Raw genomic sequence first — 16,995 nt, 5'->3', positions numbered from 1 at the left:
CCCGCATGGACCTCGAGTTAGCCGACACCGCGGCGCTCGTGACGGCGTCCGCGAGCGGACTCGGCCCTGCGTGTACTCGAGCGCTCGCCGACGAGGGGGCGAACGTCACGCTCTGTGGCCGCGACCGGGAGCGACTCGAGCGCGTCCGCGAACGGATCGCCGACGGGACGAGGGGGGACGTCCTGGCCGTCCGGGCGGACGTCACCGATCCCGACGACGTCAGCCGCGCCGTCCGCGAGACGGTCGATACGTTCGGCGGACTCGACGGCCTCGTCGCCGGCGGCGCGGAGCCGCCGCGGACGACCTTCCTCGAGACCGACGAGCGCGACTGGTACCGGGCCTACGACGCGCTCGTGATGAGCGTCGTCTGGGCGATCGAGGAGAGCCACGAGCACCTGCTCGCGTCCGAGCACGGGACGATCACCTGTCTCACGCCGCGGGCGAGCCGCGGAGGTTCGGGTTCCGAGGGGGTCGCCCCGTCGAACGCCGTCGGCGGAGCAGTCGTCGAACTGGTCACGACCGTCTCGCGGGAGTTCGCGCCCGAGATCCGGGCCAACGCCGTCCGCCCGGGGGCGATCGAGACGGCACGAACCGAGGAACGCCTCGAGGCTCGAGTCGAACGAGGGACCCACGACGACTACGAGGCGGGGCTGGCGGCGATGGCCGACGGGATCCCGATGAAGCGCGTCGGCGAGCCGCGGGAACTCGGCGACGTCGTCGCCTTCCTCTCGAGCCCGAAGGCGAGTTTCGTCAACGGGGCGGAGATACCGGTCGACGGCGGGCCGGCGGGGCGCTGAAGCCGGCCGGGCAGCCGGTTGGCTGATCGTCGCGCCGACGATCCGACAGCACACGCCGAGTTTCCGAAGCGTAACCCTCTCGATCCCCCTCGGGTGAGTGGGGGTGTGTACGGTTCGATTCAGTTCGCCGGCTACCTCGCGTTGCTGGTGACGCCGGCTACGTTGCTTCTCGGTGCCGTCCGCGGGCCGCCCGAACTCCGGGTCGGGGCCGTGGGTCTCCCGCTCGGCGTCGCGCTCGTCGGGACCGTCGTCGCCGCGACGGAACGGCCGCGACTCTCGCGGCTCGACGGCCCCGGACTCGCTCGCGCGGATGCCGTCGACGCGCTTGCGGTCCCCGCCGCGGCGGTCGTGACCTACGGACTGAGCGTTCACGGCGGTCTCGGCCCGGTACTGGCCGCCGCGGTCGTCGGCCTGCTCGTCGGCGGCGGGCTCCCCCGGATCGACGGCCCGGCCTACTGCGGTACGTTCGTCGGGATGGCCTCGCCCGCGGTCTTCCCGTCGCTCGAGGCGGTCGCGCTCGCGGGGACGGTGGCCGGGCTCGCGTTCGTCGCGACGACCGACTCGTTCGCCGGGTTCGGCGGCAAGTACGGCACCGTCGCGCTCTTTGGCTGCATCGTGGCGGGTTCGCTGCTCGGCGTCGACTACGCCGCCGCCGGCGCTCTCGACTCTCGACTCGTGGCGCCGGTCGTCCTCGTCGCCGTCGTTGCGGCAGTCGCGACCGTGGCCCTCCGGACTCGCGGCGGGGCGAGTTCCGTCGTCGCCTCCGCAGCGGTCGGGGTCGTCGCCGGGGTCGCGTTCCCCTCGCTCTTCCCGGAACTCGGGACGACGCTCGCCGCGGTCGCCTTCTGTGCCTCGTTCGTCGGGATGTCGAGCGACGACCGGCTGGCGACGACGGGACAGGTCGCGGCCGCCGGGCTCCTCTGTGGACTCGTCTATCTCGCCGTCGCCCCGTCGCTGGCCGGTGCGGGCGGAAAACTCGGCACCACCGCGTTCGTCTCCTGTCTCGCCGTCGCCGGCGTGCTGGAACTGTCGGGCCTTTTGCCCTCGAGCGGTCGCGACAGCCCGGCGAAGTGACGGGGAGACGGACTCGAGGGGGCCGTCCGGGTTTGGCGGTCCGTCTCCGTCGTCGTCCGATTCGCGGCTCAGTCCGCCGAGATCTCGCAGGTCCCCTCGTAGGCCACGTCCGAGACGGACTCGATCTCGGGGTCGTCGCCACAGACGGGACAGTCCGGGTTGGGCCGGACGGGGACCTCCTCGAAGCTCATGTCCATCGCGTCGTACATGAGCAGTCGGCCCTCGAGCGGGTCACCCTTCCCGAGCAGGTATTTGACGACCTCCGTGGCCTGGATGCAGCCGACGGTACCCGGGAGGACGCCGAGGACCCCGGTCGTCGCGCAATCGGGGACGGTGCCGGGTTCGGGGGCCTCCGGGAAGATACAGCGGTAACACGGCGGGTCGTCCTCGCCGGTACGTTCGTTGGTGAACGTCGTCACCTGGCCCTCGAACCGGTAGATCGCGCCGTGGGACAGCGGCGTCTCGGTGAGCACGCAGTGGTCGTTGAGCAGGTACCGCGTCGCGAAGTTGTCGCTGGCGTCGAGGACGACGTCGTAGTCGGCGACGAGGTTGCCGACGTTGTCGGCGGTGAGCCGTAGCTCGTTGGTCTCGACGTCGACGTCGGGGTTCAGCGCCGCCACGTAGTCGGCCGCGCTGTCGACTTTCGGCCGGCCGACGTCGCCGTCGCCGTGGACGATCTGTCGCTGCAGGTTCGACCGCTCGACGACGTCGTCGTCGACGATGCCGATCCGGCCGACCCCGGCGGCCGCGAGGTACTGGATCGCCGGCGAACCGAGCCCGCCCGCGCCGACGACGAGTACCGACCCCTCGAGCAGCCGCTTTTGTCCTTCGGGCCCGACTTCGTCCATGATTACGTGTCTCGAGTACCGATCGAGTTGCGTCGCGTCGAGGCGCAGATCCGTCATACGCCTACGTTGGAGCGAGACCGGCAAAAACTCGAGGGTCGGCACGTACCCGCTTCGACGCCGCAAATCCCCCGTTCGTGACGAGTACGGTACCTTACCTGTCGGAAACTCTGAGGTAGGATCTAGAGGCAACCCTACGATTTATTACTGTGGTGTGCATTGACACACCTATGGGTACCTCACCCAACGATGCCGGTGACGACGTCTTCGATCAGTTCCTCACTGACCGCGGTCACACGGTCGAACGAGTAGGGTGGGAACAGGAGTATAACAAAAAGCAGTGTCCGGAGTGTGGCGGCCTCCACGAGGACTCGGCGACGCTGTGTACAGTTTGCGGCTGGGAGCCGACGGCGTAGGCGGCTCCGCCCATCGTTTTCCTCCACCGACGAGCGGTGCCGGTACAGTTTTCGCCCGGAACATTCGACATAACTATAGTGTATTAATTGCAAACAGTAGCGGTGAGGAGATATGCCGGAATGCCAGAACTGCGGTGCGTTCGTGACCGACGCGTACGCGCGGGTGTTCACGCCGCGAGGTGTCGACGACCCGCGCGTCTGTCCGGACTGCCAGGACAAGATCCGAGACGGCGCCGAGGTCCGAACCGCTCGCTCCCCGCGAAACCCCTGACGCCCTGAACCGCCCGTCAACGGTCCGTTCCCGTCGTCGAAAACCCACGTCACTTATGAGTATCGCGCTCCTGAATGGCTACAATGGCTACCACGGAGACGAAGGTGACCCGGCTGTTCGGTGGTCCGGGGAGCGGGAAGACGACCGCGCTTCTCGACCACGTCGAAGAAATCCTCGAGCAGGACGGCGTCACGTTCCGGGATATCCTCGTCGTCTCGTACACGCGAGCGGCCGCACAGGAGGTTCGCGAACGACTCGCCGACCGACTCGGTGAGAGCCCCCGTGCGCTGCAGGGCAACGTCTGTACGATGCACGCCAAGGCGTACGATCTGCTGGATCTCTCCCGGAGCGACGTCATCGGCGAAACCGAAAAAGAGGAGTTCTGCGAACAGTACGGCCTCGAGTTCGAGGACGAGTACTCCGGCGCGGGTCGCCGGACCGCCCGTTCGACGACCATCGGGAACAAGGTCATCGCGACCAGCCAGTGGCTCCAGCGGACCCGCCGCGACGTCGCCGACTGGTACGACGTCCCCTTCCAGTGGGACGAGGAGGAGGTTCGACTCCCGCCGGAGATCGACCCCAACGCCCAGGAGGGTAACAAGTACACCCCGACCTGGCCCAGCGACGACGACCGGATCGACGTCCCCGAAGCGATCCGCGCCTGGCGCTCCTACAAGGGCGAGGAGGGCAAGATCGGCTTCGCAGACATGCTCGAGCGCGTGCGACAGCGCTCGCTGCTTCCGAGCGTCGACTACCTGGTGATCGACGAGTTCCAGGACATCACGACGCTGCAGTACGACGTCTACGACGAGTGGAAACCCCACATGGACCAGGTGCTGATCGCCGGCGACGACGACCAGGTCGTCTACTCGTGGCAGGGTGCCGATCCCGCCCTGCTGCTCGAGGAGGAGGTCGACGAGGACGTCATTCTCCCGAACTCCTACCGACTGCCCTCGAACGTCCTCAACGCGGTCAACAAGGAGATCCGCCACATCGAGAAGCGCCAGGACAAGGACCTCAAGCCCCGCAAGGAGGGCGGTGCCGTCGAGGCCCGCCGGAACGCCTCGATGCTCGACGTGGTCCGGATGGTCCGGCGGACGCTGGTCGAGGACCCCGACGGGACGATCATGGTCCTGTTCCGGGCCCGCTACCAGATGTTCCAGTTCATCGACGAGTTCATCACCGAGGGGATCCCGTTCACGTCGCTGACCGACCAGCGGATGTGGACCGACCGGCTCACCCAGTACGTCCGCGCGATCGAGGCGATCGACCGCGGCGACGACGTGACCGGCCTGCAGGCCCGCAGACTCGCGGACATGCTCCAGGAGTCGGCGTTCGGCACCGAGGAGCGCGACGACCTCTTCGACGAGATCGACGAGCGCCAGGAGGAGGCCGGCATCGACGACCTCCAGGAACTGCTGATCCCCGCCGAGGTCGTCGATGACCACGTCCCGTTCATGCCCGACCCGGCCTCCGCGGCCGACATGGTCCGGAAGGTGACCAACTTCCAGAAGAAGAGCATTCGCTCGTACTTCGGCATCGGCGAGTACGTCGGGATGGACACCGACCGGGTCCGCGTCGGTACGATCCACTCCGCGAAGGGCCGCGAAGCCGACCACGTCATCGTCGGCACCGACCTCACGGAGAAGGTCGTCGAGCAGATGGTCGCGACGGTCGACGACCCCGAGGACGTCCCCGGCGTCGAGGAGTTCACCAAGTCCACCTCGCCGGTCCCCGTCCTCACGGACAACGAACGGCGCGTCTTCTACGTCGGCATGTCCCGTGCCCGCGAACGGCTCGTCCTGCTCGAGAACCTCGTCGACGGCGCGCCGACGCTGCCGATCGACGTGTTGCTCAACGGCCACCTCACCGACGTCACCCTCGAGGAACTGATCGAAGAGGCCCAGCAGCCGCTGGCGGACGAAGACGAGGGCGACGCCGAGGGCGAGGACGAGGGGCAAGACGAGGAAGTCGAGGCCGAAGCGCCGTAACCGTGACCGACGGGACGCCACGAGCCGACGCGGACGGACGCGAGCGTTCGTCGTCCGACCGGAGGAGCGACGCCGACGCCCTCGAGTCGGTCCTCGACGACTGTCTCGAGTCCCGTAACGCGGCGGCGTTCGTCCACGTCGGGACCGACCGCGATCCGGGGGTCCGGTACGCTGTGGCCGCGGTCGCCTCGATCGAGGACGACCACGATCTCGCCCGCGGGCGACCCACCTACGCGATCGGCTACGACGGCGAGGAGTGGCACCTCGAGAGCGAACGCCCGAGTGCCCCGTCGGACCGGCATCCGGCGGCACGGCTGGCCGACGCGCTCGCGGATGCCGTCGACCCGACCGTGAACGACGGTTCCGCAGAGCCGACGGTACTGACGCCCCCGAGCGTCCCCCACGACGCCGCCCTCTACCTCGAGCAACGCGGGTTCGACCTCGCCTCGACGGACGCCCTCGAGCGGGCCCGAACGAAAAAGACCGACGCCGAGCGTGCGCGCATCGAACGCGCCCAGCGGGCCGCTCGAGCGGGGCTTCATCGGGGAGCAGAACTGCTCGCGGGGACGACGGTCGAGGACGATCGGCTCGTTCTCGAGGCTGAGGACGATCGAGCGGAGGCGCTGACAGACGACCGACTCCGAACTGCGGTCGACGAGGGAATCGCCGCGGCGGGCGGGTTCCCGGACGGCAACACCGCGATTTCCGTGCCCGGCGACGGCCGACTGCGGCCCGGCGAACCGATCGTCGTCGCCGTCGCCCCCCGCGACCCCGATGGCTACTACGGCGCGCTCGCCCGGACCGTCGTCGTCGACAGCGACGGCGGCCGGGAACGGCGCGCACACGTCGCCCTGACGCAGGCGTTCGGCTCGACCCGAGCGATGCTCACCGCCGGCCCGGAGACCGTCGCCGCCGTCGAGGGCGACCTCGAGGCCGAGATCCGCGCGTTCGGCGAGGACGGCGCGGTCGAGACCCGGGTCACCGGCGTCGGCCTCGAGCCGGCGGAGCGGCCGCTCACCCCGGGAACGGAGATCGGACCGGGCGCGGTCGTCCGGATCGACGCCGCGGTGGAGGTCGGCGAGGGCCGATTGCGGATCGCGGATCTGCTGGCGGTTCCCGGCGGCGAGGACGAAACCGAACCCGCCGAGTGGCTCGCCGCACCGTCCCGCTCGCTCGAGCCGACGGCACTGCTCGAGTCGCCCTGACGGGGTTCCTGATCGCTCGCGCTCGCGCTCGCGCTACCGTTCGTCGTTCCGGTTCGTGTTCTCGCGTGACTTTCCGTCGGACGAATCGCCGCCACCGAGGAGGCCAGCGCCGAGCCGTTTCACGACGAGTTCGGGGACGTCGCCGGGCGTCGTCAACCGCTGCTGGACGACCACGAGCCCGACGGCGAGAAAGAGCAGGGCCGCTCCAGGACCCGTGCGCCCCCGGACGACGAGGAGTTCGATCCCCGCCATCGCCGCGGGGAGCGCGAGGACGAGCACGCCCGCGAGTTTGACCGTATCGATGATACCTGCCACGTCGAGTGGGGTACGTCCGACGCGGTAAAAAGGGCGGCGACCGGGGACGAGAGACGACCTCGAGCGACGTGAACCGTGCCGTGTCATCCGGTCCAGTGTAGTTCTTTACCCATGATCGCCGTCCCGCCGGAGCGATCACCGGTAAAACGCTACAACGATCCGTCTCAGTCGCTCGTCTCGACGGTCGCTGCCGTCCTCTCGGACAGCGACTCGACGACGTGGCGGTCGGGCAGGTCGGGTTCGGGCTCCCGGCCGACCGTGAAGAACCGCTCGGTCCGGGTGAGTTCCTCCGTCGCAGGGCTGGGTTTCCTGATGCGCTCGAACTCGACGGCGACGCCCGAGACGTCGGAGGCGGCGTCGGTCGCCGGCTCCGATCGCTCGGCGGAGGCATCGACCGGCTCGATCCGCACCGCCGCGAGCTGGTAGGACGGGTAAAACACCGGCGGCAGGATGCCGATGATCCCGTCCCGGCGATGAAGGCGCTTGAGCCACGTGCCGCTGTTGACCATGATCCCGCCCTCGAGTTCTCGGATCCCCGGACGGTGGGTGTGCCCGTAGCAGAAGATCGTCGTCTCCGGTCGCTCGTCGAAGACCGCCTCGGCGGCCTCCTCGTATGGGGCTTCGGGATCGACGGTGAGTTCGGTCTCGAAGATGCCGAACCGATCGATCGTCTGCCTGACGTCCCGGCGGATGAAATACAGCGGGATGCCGACGAGGACGAGCAGGCCGGCGACGGTCACGTTGAGCGAGAGGAAGAACCACGCCGCTTCCCCGGCCCGACCGAACTGGCCGAAAAACGACGCCGTCCGGTCGATCGGGATCGACCAGACGCCCGCCACGTCAAGCCCCGTCAGGATGGCGAGGATGGCGCTGATGTTGAAAAGCAAGAGAAACGGGACCAGCGAGTACCGCAACAGTGGGTTCATCTCCCGGTAGAAGTACTTCGAGAGGAGCCAGACCGGCATCCGCTCGGTCGGCGTGACAGCCTGGACGTCTTTCAGCCAGTTGTACCGCCCGCGGTCGGAGAGTTTGCCCGCGCGGCTCGTGACGAGAGTGTTGTAGTAGTAGCCAAGCGGCGTCGCGTGGGGGTTTCCCCAGTCCTCGATCCGGTTGTTCGGATCGCGTTGGTGGCCGTGCTCGAAGTGGATCACCTGGTCGCCGACCCGGCGAGTGATCGACTGCTCGGGGATCAACTCCACGTTGTACTCGGCCAGGCGGTCGACGTACTCGTCGTAAGCCGCCAGTTCGTGGTCGTGATTGCCCGGCAACAGCGTGATCCGTACGTTCTCGCCCGTCGCTCGGAGCTGGTCGAACAGCTCCGGGTACGTCTCCTCGAGGACGTCGAACTTCTCGATCCCCTCGACCGTCGTGAACTCCCAGAGGCCGAACGCGTCGCCGTTGATGATCAGTTCGGCGTCCTCGTCGGTCCGCTCGAGGCGCTCGAGGAAGTCCAGGAACTCCCCGAGAAACGCGGCCTCCTCGAGTTGCTCGTCGCCGCCGATGTGGAGATCGCTGACGACGTAGTAGACTCGATCGTCCGGGCCCGGATTCGGGTCCGTATCCATTGCTCTCAATCTGCGGGTCCACCTCAAAAGGAGTTGCGTTCGTCGCCGTCGCGGAGGTCCGGAGGGGACGAAAAGGGAGCGGAGCGGAACGGAACGGCTTTGCCCCGAGCGTACCACGTTCGACTAGAGCATGTTCACGGGAATCGTCGAGGAGACTGGCGAGATCATCGGCCGCGAGCGGACCGAGGACGGGTTGCGGCTCCGTATCGGCGCGGACGACGTCGCGACGGGGCTCGAGCACGGCCAGAGTATCAGCGTCAGCGGCGCGTGTCTCACGGTCGAACGGTTCGAGGACGGCGACTGGTTCGAGGTCTTCCTGGCGACCGAGACGGTCGAGCGGACCTACCTGGGCGATCTCGAGGGAGGCGAGGAGGTCAACCTCGAACGAGCGATGCCGGCCGACGGGCGGTTCGACGGCCACGTGGTCCAGGGCCACGTCGACGCGGTGGCGACGGTCACGGGGATCGAGTCCGTCGACGAGGACTGGTTCTTCGAGTTCGAACTTCCCGCGGGCTACGAGCGGTACGTCGTCGAGAAGGGATCGATCACGCTCGACGGTATCAGTCTCACCGTCGCCGACCTCGATAGCGGTGAAACCGCCGACGCCGGTGCCGGGGCCGCGAGCGTCACCGTCGCGATCATCCCGGCGACCTACGAACTCACGACGCTCTCCGAGAAGGAACCCGGCGATCCGGTTCACCTCGAGGTCGACGTCCTCTCGAAATACGTCGAGCGACTGCTCGAGGCACGTTTCGAGTGAGGCGAGCGGGGGATCAGAGCCCGGGAACGCCGAACGCGCCGATACCGAGACCGAAGAGGTTGAGAACGAACAGGATCACGAGCGCCGCGACCCAGGCGACCAGCCCGATGACCGCGGCGTCGGTCCAGCCGCCGGGGTAGCGCCAGTTGATCACCCAGACCCAGGCGACCAGCGCGATCAGCGGGCCGAAAAGCGGGATCCACGCGGTCAGGGCCCACGCGATCGCACCGAACAGGGCCGTCCAGACGGCGTGTGAGTAGTCGTCGGAGCCGACGACGGTCGATGCGCCGGCGTAGATCGCCAGACCGCCGACGAGCAACGCGACGACGAACGCGACCAGCGAACCGATGAGTGCGACCATGTCCGCGGGTTCGTCGGGGACGGCTATATATTTCGGGGAAACTGTCCTGAATTCGAGGCCGTCAGCGCTGATTCGAACCCGTCGATCGGACGACGGAAGGAGCTACCGCTCCCAGCGACGGCGTCGCGGCGGATCGAACTCGGTGAGTTCCGGCGACGGCGAATCGGGAACGTCGGCCTCGGCGTCGCGATACCGGCGGCGATACCGGGCGATCTTCCGGTAGAGGTAGTAGCCGACCGCGGCGTCGAAGACGATCATGTAGCTGACGAGCGCGGCGTCGGGGCCGAGCGCGGTGAGTTCGGCGGCGATTCCGGGGACGATCCCGACCGTCGTATTGTAGGTGGCGTGGACGAACGCAGCCACGAGCAGCCCCTTCGCGACGATGGGACCGGCGTGTTGTGGGTTGAACTTCGCGAGGCCGAGATAGTAGCCCGCGATCGCCGAGTAAATGACGTGTCCCGGACCCGCGAGCGCGCGGACGGTGGTGATCCCCGTCGCGGCCGCAAACAGCCCCGCCTCGGCCTCGGCGACGGTACCGGAGATGTAGATCGCGTTCTCGATCGCGGCGAACCCGAGGCCGGCGACCGCGCCGTAGACCGCGCCGTCGACGACGGCGTCGAACGTGTCGCTCCGATAGGCAAAGACCCGGACGGCGAGCAGTTTGACCGCCTCCTCGACGGGGCCGACGATCAGATAGAAGAAGAGCACGGGCCCGATCAGTGACAGCGTCTGGAACCGCGGGCGCATGACCGAATTGATGAGGGCGGCGAACGTCGCAAAGAGGATCGCCAGCACGAACGTCGCCACGAGCAGCGTCAGCGGTTCCTCGCTCGTGATGTCGGTCCGCCAGATAAACGCCGCCAGCAGGGCTGCGGGGACGATCGACAGGCCGAAGAAAGCACCCAGCAGGGGGTCCTCGAGGACGAGTACTGCCGGCTGGACGAGCAAGGCGAGCGTGATCACCGCCGCGACGAGAAGGACGATCGTCTGTAACCCGTAGCTGACCCCGTTGTAGAGGGCGTACGCGAGCAGATCCACCGTCGATCTCGGTTCCCACGTCGAGACGTCGTAGAGGTCGCTCGAGCCGTCGTCGGCCCGTTCGACCGGGTCGCGCCTGCGTTCCATACCCGCCGGTTATCGCTCCTGACCGGTAAGCGTTCGGCGAGAATCAGCCCGGGACGACCGTACGTCGAGCGAAAAGGACCGCCGAGCCGAACGGTCGCCGAAACTCGGAATCCACAAAGGCCCGGTGCGCGAACCGACGTGTACGAACGCCGGTTCGCGTTTCGGCACCCGGTCGAGGACCGATCGGCGGTTCCGACCGGCGACGGCGACCGTCCCGGGCCCGGCCACGGACGGTTCGGCCGACCGTACCGGAGCGAACCGACCCGAATCCACTACGACACGACAATGACCCGAACGACAGTACGCGTCCGCGGCATCTACACGACGGCGCTTACCAAACTACTCGAGGAGAGCGACGGGAGCGGCACCGAAAGCGAAGACGAGCCGATCGAGGTCGTCCAGGCATCCGACCCCATCGAGGAGCGGTTCGACGACCCGTTCGCGGCCGTTCCAGCGGACATCCGGATCGAGACGACCCGGGACAGGCAGGGGATCGAGGTCTCGGGCGCGCCCGACGACCTCGAGCGGGTCCTCGCGGAACTCGAGGGCCTCGCGATCGACACGTTCCGCTGGGACGACGGGACGCCACGCGGCGCGGTCTTCGACGCGGAAGTGCTCGAGGCCGGCGGCGGGAGCGGCGCGGTCGTCGACCTGGGCGACGGTCGGCGGGGCTATCTCAAGTACGACGACGTCGACGGCTACGTCGGCGAGGGCGACCGGTACCGCGTCCAGGTCGACGAACCGACGCCGCCCTGGGACGGCGACGAACCGCGCGTCCGGCCGACCCTCGCGGTCGGGGGCGGCCTCTGTACGCTCTCGCGGGACCGAACGGGCGTCTCCGCGGCCGCGAGCGGCGAGGCCGGGACCGAACTCGTCGGCATGACGGACCTGCTCTCGACGTCGATTCCCGAGGGGTGGGGCCTGCGCTGGAAGCGCGCGGCGACCGACGCCGACCTCGAGGCGATGGAGACAGCCGTCGAACGGGCCGTCGACCGCGCCGAGGACCTCGAGGCGGCGATCGGAGACGCGCCGGACGAACCGGGCGAACCCGGACGGATCGCCGCGCCGCGACGGACCGCCTGGTGCTGGTTCGGCCGCGAGTCGCGGTTCGCGCTCGACGACCACCGCCGCGCGGTCGAGACGACGATGCCGGGCCACCACCGGATCAAGGCGGCCGATCGGGCCGCGAGCGCGGCCGTCGACTTCGCGGAGGCGGTCGGCGCGTCCGGTGCCGACGGGGAAGCCGCGTTTCCCTTCGACGCCGTCTCCCGCCAGTTCGGCCCGACGACCGGCGACCGCCTCGAGATCGGTCACGGCAAGCCCGACGGCCGCCGAATCTCGCTGGGCTACGGCGAGGTCACCGAGTGGGACGCCGACGGCTCGATCACCCTCGAGCGGTCGATGCGCGGCGGCGGGACCTACGACGCGCTGGGGACGCCGAAGGAGGAGGGCGACGTCGCGATCACGAAGTTCCGCGAGGGTCGGTGGTGGTACCCGACGACGTACAAGTCGGCCGACGGCGAGACGAAAGGGACCTACGTCAACGTCTGTACGCCGGTGGAACTGTTCCCCGACGCGGTACGGTACGTCGACCTCTACGTCGACGTGATCCGGACGCCGGACGGCGCCGTCGAGATCGTCGACGCCGACGAACTCGAGGCTGCGGTGGACGAGGGGCTCGTCTCGGAGGAACTCGCGGAAAAAGCACGAAACGTGGCCGAAGCGGTCGAACGCGCGCTCTCGAAGTGACCTGCGGTCAGTCCGACGCTGCCGCTGCGCCGCCCTCGTCGGCGGGCAGGAGATGGAGGTAGTCGTCGAGATCGAGGACGAACTCGCGGCCGGTCGAGGGCCGGACCCAGTACAGTTCGAACTCGGAACCGTGTTCTTCCCCGCCGTCGGTCACGGTGTGGGTCCACCCGTCGCGGGGCTCGTGGACCGTCGCGTGGAAGAAGTGGCGGACGTACCGTTTGGGCGGCGACTCCCGGCGGGTCCAGACGTCGGTCGTCAGATGACACGTCGCGTTGAGGGTTGAGAGTCCGGTCTCCTCCATTACCTCCCTGAACAGGGCTTCTCTGGGGGACTCACCGGGCTCGAGGGTCCCTTTCGGGATCTGGAGGCCGTCGTGGCCGGGCCCCTCGAACACGAGCAACTCCCCCGTGGCGCGGGTGATGTACGCACACGCTTTGGGGACGTATTCGGGATCGGTCACGGTACGTGCCACCACGGGACAATATATAAGCTCGTTCCACAAGGGAATCTAAGGTGTCTAGGGGTCTTCGCGGCTCTCGCTGCGACCGACGTAGCTAGCCGGCGGTTCCGTCCGCTCGTCGATGCTCCCGGTTCGGTTCGGTCCTGTCTCCGTCGCCGGCCACGGTGGAGAATCAACGGAAAAGAGCTACGCGGTCGGTTGGCCGCCCTCGACCGTTGCTCCGCAGACGGGACAGCCGTGGCGCAGCGTCGCCTCGAGCATCGCCTCGGTGACGGGTATCTCTCGACCGCAGTCCGGACAGGTGAATTCGCGCTCGTGGGGCGTCATAGTGGGGTTCCTCCTACGTGAAACGTCGTTCCCTACCGGGAAAGCGAGATTACCCAGATATAGAGGTGCTTATAAGCGATCGCTCGAGCGGGCCGAACCGGCGGCTCGAAGTCGGTCCCGCCGTTCGAGTCGAACCTTCTTTACCGCCACTCCCGAAGTGCCCGTATGGTCGAAGCCCGTGACGGCCGCGACTCGAGTCGGATCCTGCTCGCGGTCGTCCTCGGCGTCGCCGTCGCCCTCCCGATCGCCGCGACCCGGCTCGAAGTGAGTCCCCATCGGGTCACGGCCGGAACGGTCGTCGTCACCGCGTTACTGTTGACGGGTGCGATCGCGCTCCCCGCGCTCATCGTCGCGAAGTGGGACGCCGACGCGGGCGCCCAGCGGGACCGATCGCCGTAACTCGGCGGGCGGTAACACTCGTGTCACCGGCCGAGAGCCGGCGAGACGAACGGACAACCGAACCCCTATCAACTCCGCGAGCGATACGTCGGGATATGACAAAGCGGTACGTCTCGCTCCCGGACGAGGCGGAGGCGGGAATGCGAGCGTTCATCGACGAGGTGGACCGGCGGCTCTCGAGCGACGAGGACACCTGCTCGGTGGTCGAGGACGTCCTGATCGACCTCTCCGGCGACCGCGAGGCCTACGAGCGCTGGCAGAACGGCGCGTCGGTCTCGCCGGCCGAGCGCGTTCGGCTACAGAGCTACGACCCCTGTAACACCACCCTCGAGAGCGAGTACTACGCCGAGAAAGACGAAGAACAGTTCCGACGATCGAAACACCTGCAGTGGCTCTGGCGGCAGTTCGACAGCCTGCCGATCGCGGACAACGTGGAGTTCGCGCTGCGGTTCCGGCGGATGCTCGCGGACCACCTCTTCGAGGAGTGTGGCGACGGCTGCCGCTTTTTCAAGGGGATCACGTTCACCTACGGCCACAACATCACGATCGGCGACAACGCGGTGATCCACGACGACGTCCACCTGGACGACCGCGGGAGGCTCACCATCGGCGACCGCGTCTCCATCTCCGACGGCGTCCACGTCTACAGCCACGACCACGACGTCGTCGACCAGACGGAAGTCCGCAACTATCACACGATCATCGAGGACGACGCCCGGCTCACCTACGACTCGATGGTCCGTGCGGGCAACAGGGTCGGCGAGAACGCCATCGTCGGCGCGCGCGGCGTCGTCCAGCACGACGTGCCCGCTCACCACATCGCCGTCGGGATGCCAGCAAAGAGCGTCAAGATCAAGCCCGGCTGGGAAGACGCCGCCACGCCCATCGAAGAGGCCGGCGTCAACCGCCAGGAACGGCGACGCATCGAGTACGACCTCCCCGACGACCTCGAGGTCTTCGACGAGTTCGAACGGGATCTGGAACCGCCTCGCTAGTCGAGGCGCCTACCTCGTCGCTCGTTTTCCGCGCTCTGCTCTCGTCCACGCTCCCACGCTCGAGTCCTGTAACTTTCTCTTTCCCTGATCGGTCCCGTGGAGCGACGCGGGGAATACCCAAGTGTGTTGAGAACATATACCACACTGATGGAGCTCTGGGGCTGGCTCATCGGCTACCTGGTGCTGTTTGCCCTCCTGCACCTGATACTGTACTACGTGTACGTCCGCCGCGACGGCGACGGTGACGGGGCGGGAACGCCGTCGTTCGCCGATCCGAACCGTGCCAGTTCGCCGTCCTCGCCGGGACCGGACAGCTATCCGAGTTCGCGCGAGATCGACGAGTTCGACGCTCCCGACGAGGACCGCGACCTCGAGGGGGAGACGATCAGGTGTCCGCACTGCGGCGCACACAACGCGTCCGACCAGGCGTATACCTACTGCTGGCACTGCGTTTCGACGCTCCGTCGGTAGGGCACGCCCCGCGTGTGACACATCCGGTCGACGTCGGGTGCCGGAGCGGTAGCTGTCGAGCGTTCGAACGGTCACGAACACCGGACTGACGGCCTCGGAGATAGATCCATGAAGGAGTACGCTTTTAGCAGTCACCTCGAGAGTAGCAGGAAGGACAGTCATGCACGAACGCACACCCCCCGCATCGCAGCCCCGACCCCCGGAGGTCTACCGAGTCACGCACGACCCCGACGGGCCGGCGACGCTCAGTACGACCGTCGTTCACGCGCTCGCGGACTGCATGGGAGTGGACCCGACCGACGGTCGCATCTCGCTGTACGAGGCCGTCGATCCGGACGCGCTCGACAAACTCTTTCGACCGCGCTACGACGGCACGGCCAGAACGCGCGGGCAGGTCTCGTTCGTCGTCTCCGGCTACCGCGTCACGATCGAGGCCGACGGCGACGTCGTGATCGAACCACCCGCCGAGGAGTACCGGGCGGCGGACTCGCGCTCGAGGCGGCCGACGGGACGGCGCTGACGTGCAGACGCGGACGCGGACGCGGATGTGATTCTTCACGCCCTCAGCGACGGCCTCGAGGACAGCGGTGGCTACCGGCAGTAGCCCGGGAAACGGAAAACGACCGCCCGCAGTCAGGCGAGTTCGTCGGCGATGGTCTCGAGGTGGTCGATCCCGACCACAGCGACGACGTCGCCCTCCTCGCGTCGCAGCGACTCGAGTCGGTCGACCATACACTCCTCGCGGGTCCCGTCGCGGTAGGCGAGCGCGCCGTCGTCCGCGACGCTGCCCAGCAGCGCGCGGACTCCGGCGACGTGGGACCGCTCGTGAGCGGCCTGGCGCTCAGGCGGATCGTCGTGGCTACAGTCGTACTCGATCGGTTCGTGCTCGTCGCGGGCGACCGTCATCGACGTCGCGTTCGTCACGGTCGCGGCGATCCGGCAGGTCAGCGCCTCCCGGGACGCCGCGCCGAGACTCGAGACGACGCGGCGGGCGGTCTCGGCCGAGGCCCGGTCCGCGACCAGCCGGGTCAGGAGTCGCCGGAGGAACGACCAGTTCGGTGCGTCGATGCCGACGATCTCGGCGTCCGGAGCGGCCCGGATCGCCGCACTCATCTCGCCGCCGAACCGCGGCCGCGTCGACTCGGCGGCCGCGTCGCGGGCGTACGCTTCGTATAACGGGACCGCGGCGGGGGGCAACTCGAGTGCGACCCTCTCGGGGTCGACGGCCTCGAGCACGCGCTCGACGCGGCCGACGCTCGCGGGGTGGTCGTGGACGACGCCGAGGAGGGTGACGTCGCCGTCCGCGCCAGGGAGGCGGCGACAGAACTGCCGGGTAACGCGGGGGTCGTCGATCGAGGCGGGGAACTCGCACGCGTCCATTGATCGCCTGGTAATACGGGACTACCGCTATAACCCTTCTGTTGTGTGTGAGTAGGACGTCGTTACACCGCTCGAGAACGGTCAGAAACACCGACAGGTCCTTCGCCGTCCGTTCCGCGAGCGGTAACGGTTCAGTGGGGGAATACAACGGTTTCGGTCGTTTATTACGCGTCACCCCCACCGATCCACTGGCGCTACCGAGCGATTACTCGACGCACACGGCGGACCCGATATGAACAGAGACACGATCACGAAAGCCGACGAAGGAAAACGCGTACTGAACCCCGACGGGACCGAAGTCGGTCGCATCGTCGAAGTCAGGAACGGGCACGGCTACGTCGATCCGAACCCCGGAATCACGGGCACGATCAAGGCCAAACTGGGCTGGGGCGACGTCACGGAACGGGCGCACCCGCTCGACGAGGGGAGCATCGAGCGGATCACCGAGAACGCGATCTATCTTCGCGGCACGCTCTAAGCGGTCGCGGC

At 67.9% G+C, this 16,995-nt stretch carries 21 protein-coding genes; 13 read left to right on the top strand and 8 right to left on the bottom strand.

The genetic code is table 11. From position 1 onward, the window contains the following. Positions 1 to 5: 5 nt before the first annotated feature. Positions 6 to 797: an SDR family oxidoreductase gene (locus BM113_RS04535; protein ID WP_089786440.1), complete on the top strand. Its 792-nt coding sequence runs from the start codon at positions 6 to 8 to the stop codon at positions 795 to 797. A 105-nt stretch (positions 798 to 902) separates the two neighbouring features. Then, complete coding sequence (locus BM113_RS04530; RefSeq protein WP_089785759.1) at positions 903 to 1,871, top strand: hypothetical protein; 969 nt, start codon at positions 903 to 905, stop codon at positions 1,869 to 1,871. 68 nt (positions 1,872 to 1,939) lie between these two features. Here BM113_RS04530 and ubaA read toward each other — a convergent pair whose 3' ends face one another. Then, positions 1,940 to 2,776 (bottom strand): SAMP-activating enzyme E1, encoded by an 837-nt coding sequence (gene ubaA / locus BM113_RS04525; protein ID WP_089785757.1) that lies wholly within the window; start codon positions 2,774 to 2,776, stop codon positions 1,940 to 1,942. A 170-nt stretch (positions 2,777 to 2,946) separates the two neighbouring features. On the opposite strand from ubaA, the gene BM113_RS04520 reads away from it, so the two are divergent. From BM113_RS04520 to BM113_RS04510, 4 genes are all read left to right on the top strand, one after another. After that, entirely contained in the window at positions 2,947 to 3,132 is a 186-nt protein-coding gene (locus tag BM113_RS04520) for an HVO_0416 family zinc finger protein (RefSeq protein ID WP_007140308.1), read from the top strand. Positions 3,133 to 3,244: 112 nt separating this feature from the next. Next, positions 3,245 to 3,403 (top strand): DUF7563 family protein, encoded by a 159-nt coding sequence (locus BM113_RS22200; protein ID WP_177209098.1) that lies wholly within the window; start codon positions 3,245 to 3,247, stop codon positions 3,401 to 3,403. A gap of 83 nt (positions 3,404 to 3,486) precedes the next feature. Beyond that, positions 3,487 to 5,394, top strand: a complete 1,908-nt coding sequence (locus BM113_RS04515) for a UvrD-helicase domain-containing protein (RefSeq protein WP_089785755.1) — start codon at positions 3,487 to 3,489, stop codon at positions 5,392 to 5,394. A gap of 2 nt (positions 5,395 to 5,396) precedes the next feature. Beyond that, positions 5,397 to 6,599 carry a M24 family metallopeptidase gene (locus BM113_RS04510; RefSeq protein WP_089785751.1) on the top strand — a complete coding sequence of 401 codons (1,203 nt, stop codon included), beginning with the start codon at positions 5,397 to 5,399 and terminating at the stop codon, positions 6,597 to 6,599. 33 nt (positions 6,600 to 6,632) lie between these two features. Here BM113_RS04510 and BM113_RS04505 read toward each other — a convergent pair whose 3' ends face one another. Together BM113_RS04505 and BM113_RS04500 are read right to left on the bottom strand one after the other, a co-directional pair. Beyond that, positions 6,633 to 6,914, bottom strand: coding sequence for a DUF7533 family protein (locus BM113_RS04505; protein ID WP_089785742.1), 282 nt, complete (start codon positions 6,912 to 6,914; stop codon positions 6,633 to 6,635). Positions 6,915 to 7,078: 164 nt separating this feature from the next. Further along, positions 7,079 to 8,479: a metallophosphoesterase gene (locus tag BM113_RS04500; protein ID WP_089785740.1), complete on the bottom strand. Its 1,401-nt coding sequence runs from the start codon at positions 8,477 to 8,479 to the stop codon at positions 7,079 to 7,081. Positions 8,480 to 8,609: 130 nt separating this feature from the next. On the opposite strand from BM113_RS04500, the gene BM113_RS04495 reads away from it, so the two are divergent. Then, positions 8,610 to 9,239 carry a riboflavin synthase gene (locus tag BM113_RS04495; RefSeq protein WP_089785738.1) on the top strand — a complete coding sequence of 210 codons (630 nt, stop codon included), beginning with the start codon at positions 8,610 to 8,612 and terminating at the stop codon, positions 9,237 to 9,239. Between the two features lie 13 nt (positions 9,240 to 9,252). Here the strand turns inward: BM113_RS04495 and BM113_RS04490 are convergent, their stop codons facing one another. Both BM113_RS04490 and BM113_RS04485 read right to left on the bottom strand, forming a co-directional pair. Continuing rightward, on the bottom strand, positions 9,253 to 9,600 hold the full coding sequence (locus BM113_RS04490; protein WP_089785736.1) for a hypothetical protein: 348 nt from the start codon (positions 9,598 to 9,600) through the stop codon (positions 9,253 to 9,255). 102 nt (positions 9,601 to 9,702) lie between these two features. Continuing rightward, on the bottom strand, positions 9,703 to 10,725 hold the full coding sequence (locus tag BM113_RS04485; RefSeq protein ID WP_089785734.1) for a PrsW family intramembrane metalloprotease: 1,023 nt from the start codon (positions 10,723 to 10,725) through the stop codon (positions 9,703 to 9,705). 285 nt (positions 10,726 to 11,010) lie between these two features. On the opposite strand from BM113_RS04485, the gene BM113_RS04480 reads away from it, so the two are divergent. After that, on the top strand, positions 11,011 to 12,474 hold the full coding sequence (locus tag BM113_RS04480) for a ribonuclease FAU-1 family protein (RefSeq protein WP_089786438.1): 1,464 nt from the start codon (positions 11,011 to 11,013) through the stop codon (positions 12,472 to 12,474). A gap of 7 nt (positions 12,475 to 12,481) precedes the next feature. On the opposite strand, the gene BM113_RS04475 is transcribed toward BM113_RS04480, so the two are convergent. Beyond that, entirely contained in the window at positions 12,482 to 12,934 is a 453-nt protein-coding gene (locus BM113_RS04475; protein ID WP_089786436.1) for an NUDIX hydrolase, read from the bottom strand. A 186-nt stretch (positions 12,935 to 13,120) separates the two neighbouring features. Continuing rightward, the gene (locus tag BM113_RS22195) at positions 13,121 to 13,261 is read right to left on the bottom strand and encodes a DUF7560 family zinc ribbon protein (RefSeq protein ID WP_177209097.1); all 141 of its coding nucleotides are present in this window, start codon (positions 13,259 to 13,261) and stop codon (positions 13,121 to 13,123) included. 165 nt (positions 13,262 to 13,426) lie between these two features. Between BM113_RS22195 and BM113_RS04470 the strand changes: the two genes are divergently transcribed. The 4 genes from BM113_RS04470 to BM113_RS04455 all read left to right on the top strand — a co-directional run bounded on the left by BM113_RS04470 (position 13,427) and on the right by BM113_RS04455 (position 15,646). Further along, positions 13,427 to 13,660 (top strand): hypothetical protein, encoded by a 234-nt coding sequence (locus BM113_RS04470; protein ID WP_007140320.1) that lies wholly within the window; start codon positions 13,427 to 13,429, stop codon positions 13,658 to 13,660. Between the two features lie 95 nt (positions 13,661 to 13,755). Continuing rightward, positions 13,756 to 14,655, top strand: a complete 900-nt coding sequence (locus BM113_RS04465) for an acyltransferase (RefSeq protein WP_089785732.1) — start codon at positions 13,756 to 13,758, stop codon at positions 14,653 to 14,655. A 147-nt stretch (positions 14,656 to 14,802) separates the two neighbouring features. Continuing rightward, positions 14,803 to 15,126 carry a DUF7577 domain-containing protein gene (locus BM113_RS04460; protein WP_089785730.1) on the top strand — a complete coding sequence of 108 codons (324 nt, stop codon included), beginning with the start codon at positions 14,803 to 14,805 and terminating at the stop codon, positions 15,124 to 15,126. Positions 15,127 to 15,286: 160 nt separating this feature from the next. Continuing rightward, entirely contained in the window at positions 15,287 to 15,646 is a 360-nt protein-coding gene (locus BM113_RS04455) for a HalOD1 output domain-containing protein (RefSeq protein ID WP_089785728.1), read from the top strand. A gap of 113 nt (positions 15,647 to 15,759) precedes the next feature. Here the strand turns inward: BM113_RS04455 and BM113_RS04450 are convergent, their stop codons facing one another. Further along, on the bottom strand, positions 15,760 to 16,506 hold the full coding sequence (locus tag BM113_RS04450) for a TraB/GumN family protein (RefSeq protein WP_089785726.1): 747 nt from the start codon (positions 16,504 to 16,506) through the stop codon (positions 15,760 to 15,762). A 232-nt stretch (positions 16,507 to 16,738) separates the two neighbouring features. Here BM113_RS04450 and BM113_RS04445 point away from each other — a divergent pair, with 232 nt between their 5' ends. Beyond that, on the top strand, positions 16,739 to 16,984 hold the full coding sequence (locus BM113_RS04445) for a hypothetical protein (RefSeq protein WP_089785724.1): 246 nt from the start codon (positions 16,739 to 16,741) through the stop codon (positions 16,982 to 16,984). The last annotated feature ends 11 nt before the right edge of the window (positions 16,985 to 16,995 follow it).

This window comes from Natronobacterium haloterrestre, from assembly GCF_900112205.1.
Taxonomy (GTDB): Archaea; Halobacteriota; Halobacteria; order Halobacteriales; family Natrialbaceae; genus Natronobacterium; species Natronobacterium haloterrestre.
This window is presented reverse-complemented; position numbering and strand designations above follow the sequence as displayed.

Coding starts and splice junctions, on each gene's coding strand:
- BM113_RS04495 (WP_089785738.1), top strand. CDS start 8,610: ATGTTCACGGGAATCGTCGAGGAGACTGGCGAGATCATCGGCCGCGAG.
- BM113_RS04520 (WP_007140308.1), top strand. CDS start 2,947: ATGGGTACCTCACCCAACGATGCCGGTGACGACGTCTTCGATCAGTTC.
- BM113_RS04490 (WP_089785736.1), bottom strand. CDS start 9,600: ATGGTCGCACTCATCGGTTCGCTGGTCGCGTTCGTCGTCGCGTTGCTC.
- BM113_RS22200 (WP_177209098.1), top strand. CDS start 3,245: ATGCCGGAATGCCAGAACTGCGGTGCGTTCGTGACCGACGCGTACGCG.
- BM113_RS04470 (WP_007140320.1), top strand. CDS start 13,427: ATGGTCGAAGCCCGTGACGGCCGCGACTCGAGTCGGATCCTGCTCGCG.
- ubaA (WP_089785757.1), bottom strand. CDS start 2,776: ATGACGGATCTGCGCCTCGACGCGACGCAACTCGATCGGTACTCGAGA.
- BM113_RS04455 (WP_089785728.1), top strand. CDS start 15,287: ATGCACGAACGCACACCCCCCGCATCGCAGCCCCGACCCCCGGAGGTC.
- BM113_RS04460 (WP_089785730.1), top strand. CDS start 14,803: ATGGAGCTCTGGGGCTGGCTCATCGGCTACCTGGTGCTGTTTGCCCTC.
- BM113_RS04450 (WP_089785726.1), bottom strand. CDS start 16,506: ATGGACGCGTGCGAGTTCCCCGCCTCGATCGACGACCCCCGCGTTACC.
- BM113_RS22195 (WP_177209097.1), bottom strand. CDS start 13,261: ATGACGCCCCACGAGCGCGAATTCACCTGTCCGGACTGCGGTCGAGAG.
- BM113_RS04485 (WP_089785734.1), bottom strand. CDS start 10,725: ATGGAACGCAGGCGCGACCCGGTCGAACGGGCCGACGACGGCTCGAGC.
- BM113_RS04515 (WP_089785755.1), top strand. CDS start 3,487: ATGGCTACCACGGAGACGAAGGTGACCCGGCTGTTCGGTGGTCCGGGG.
- BM113_RS04535 (WP_089786440.1), top strand. CDS start 6: ATGGACCTCGAGTTAGCCGACACCGCGGCGCTCGTGACGGCGTCCGCG.
- BM113_RS04465 (WP_089785732.1), top strand. CDS start 13,756: ATGACAAAGCGGTACGTCTCGCTCCCGGACGAGGCGGAGGCGGGAATG.
- BM113_RS04480 (WP_089786438.1), top strand. CDS start 11,011: ATGACCCGAACGACAGTACGCGTCCGCGGCATCTACACGACGGCGCTT.
- BM113_RS04500 (WP_089785740.1), bottom strand. CDS start 8,479: ATGGATACGGACCCGAATCCGGGCCCGGACGATCGAGTCTACTACGTC.
- BM113_RS04445 (WP_089785724.1), top strand. CDS start 16,739: ATGAACAGAGACACGATCACGAAAGCCGACGAAGGAAAACGCGTACTG.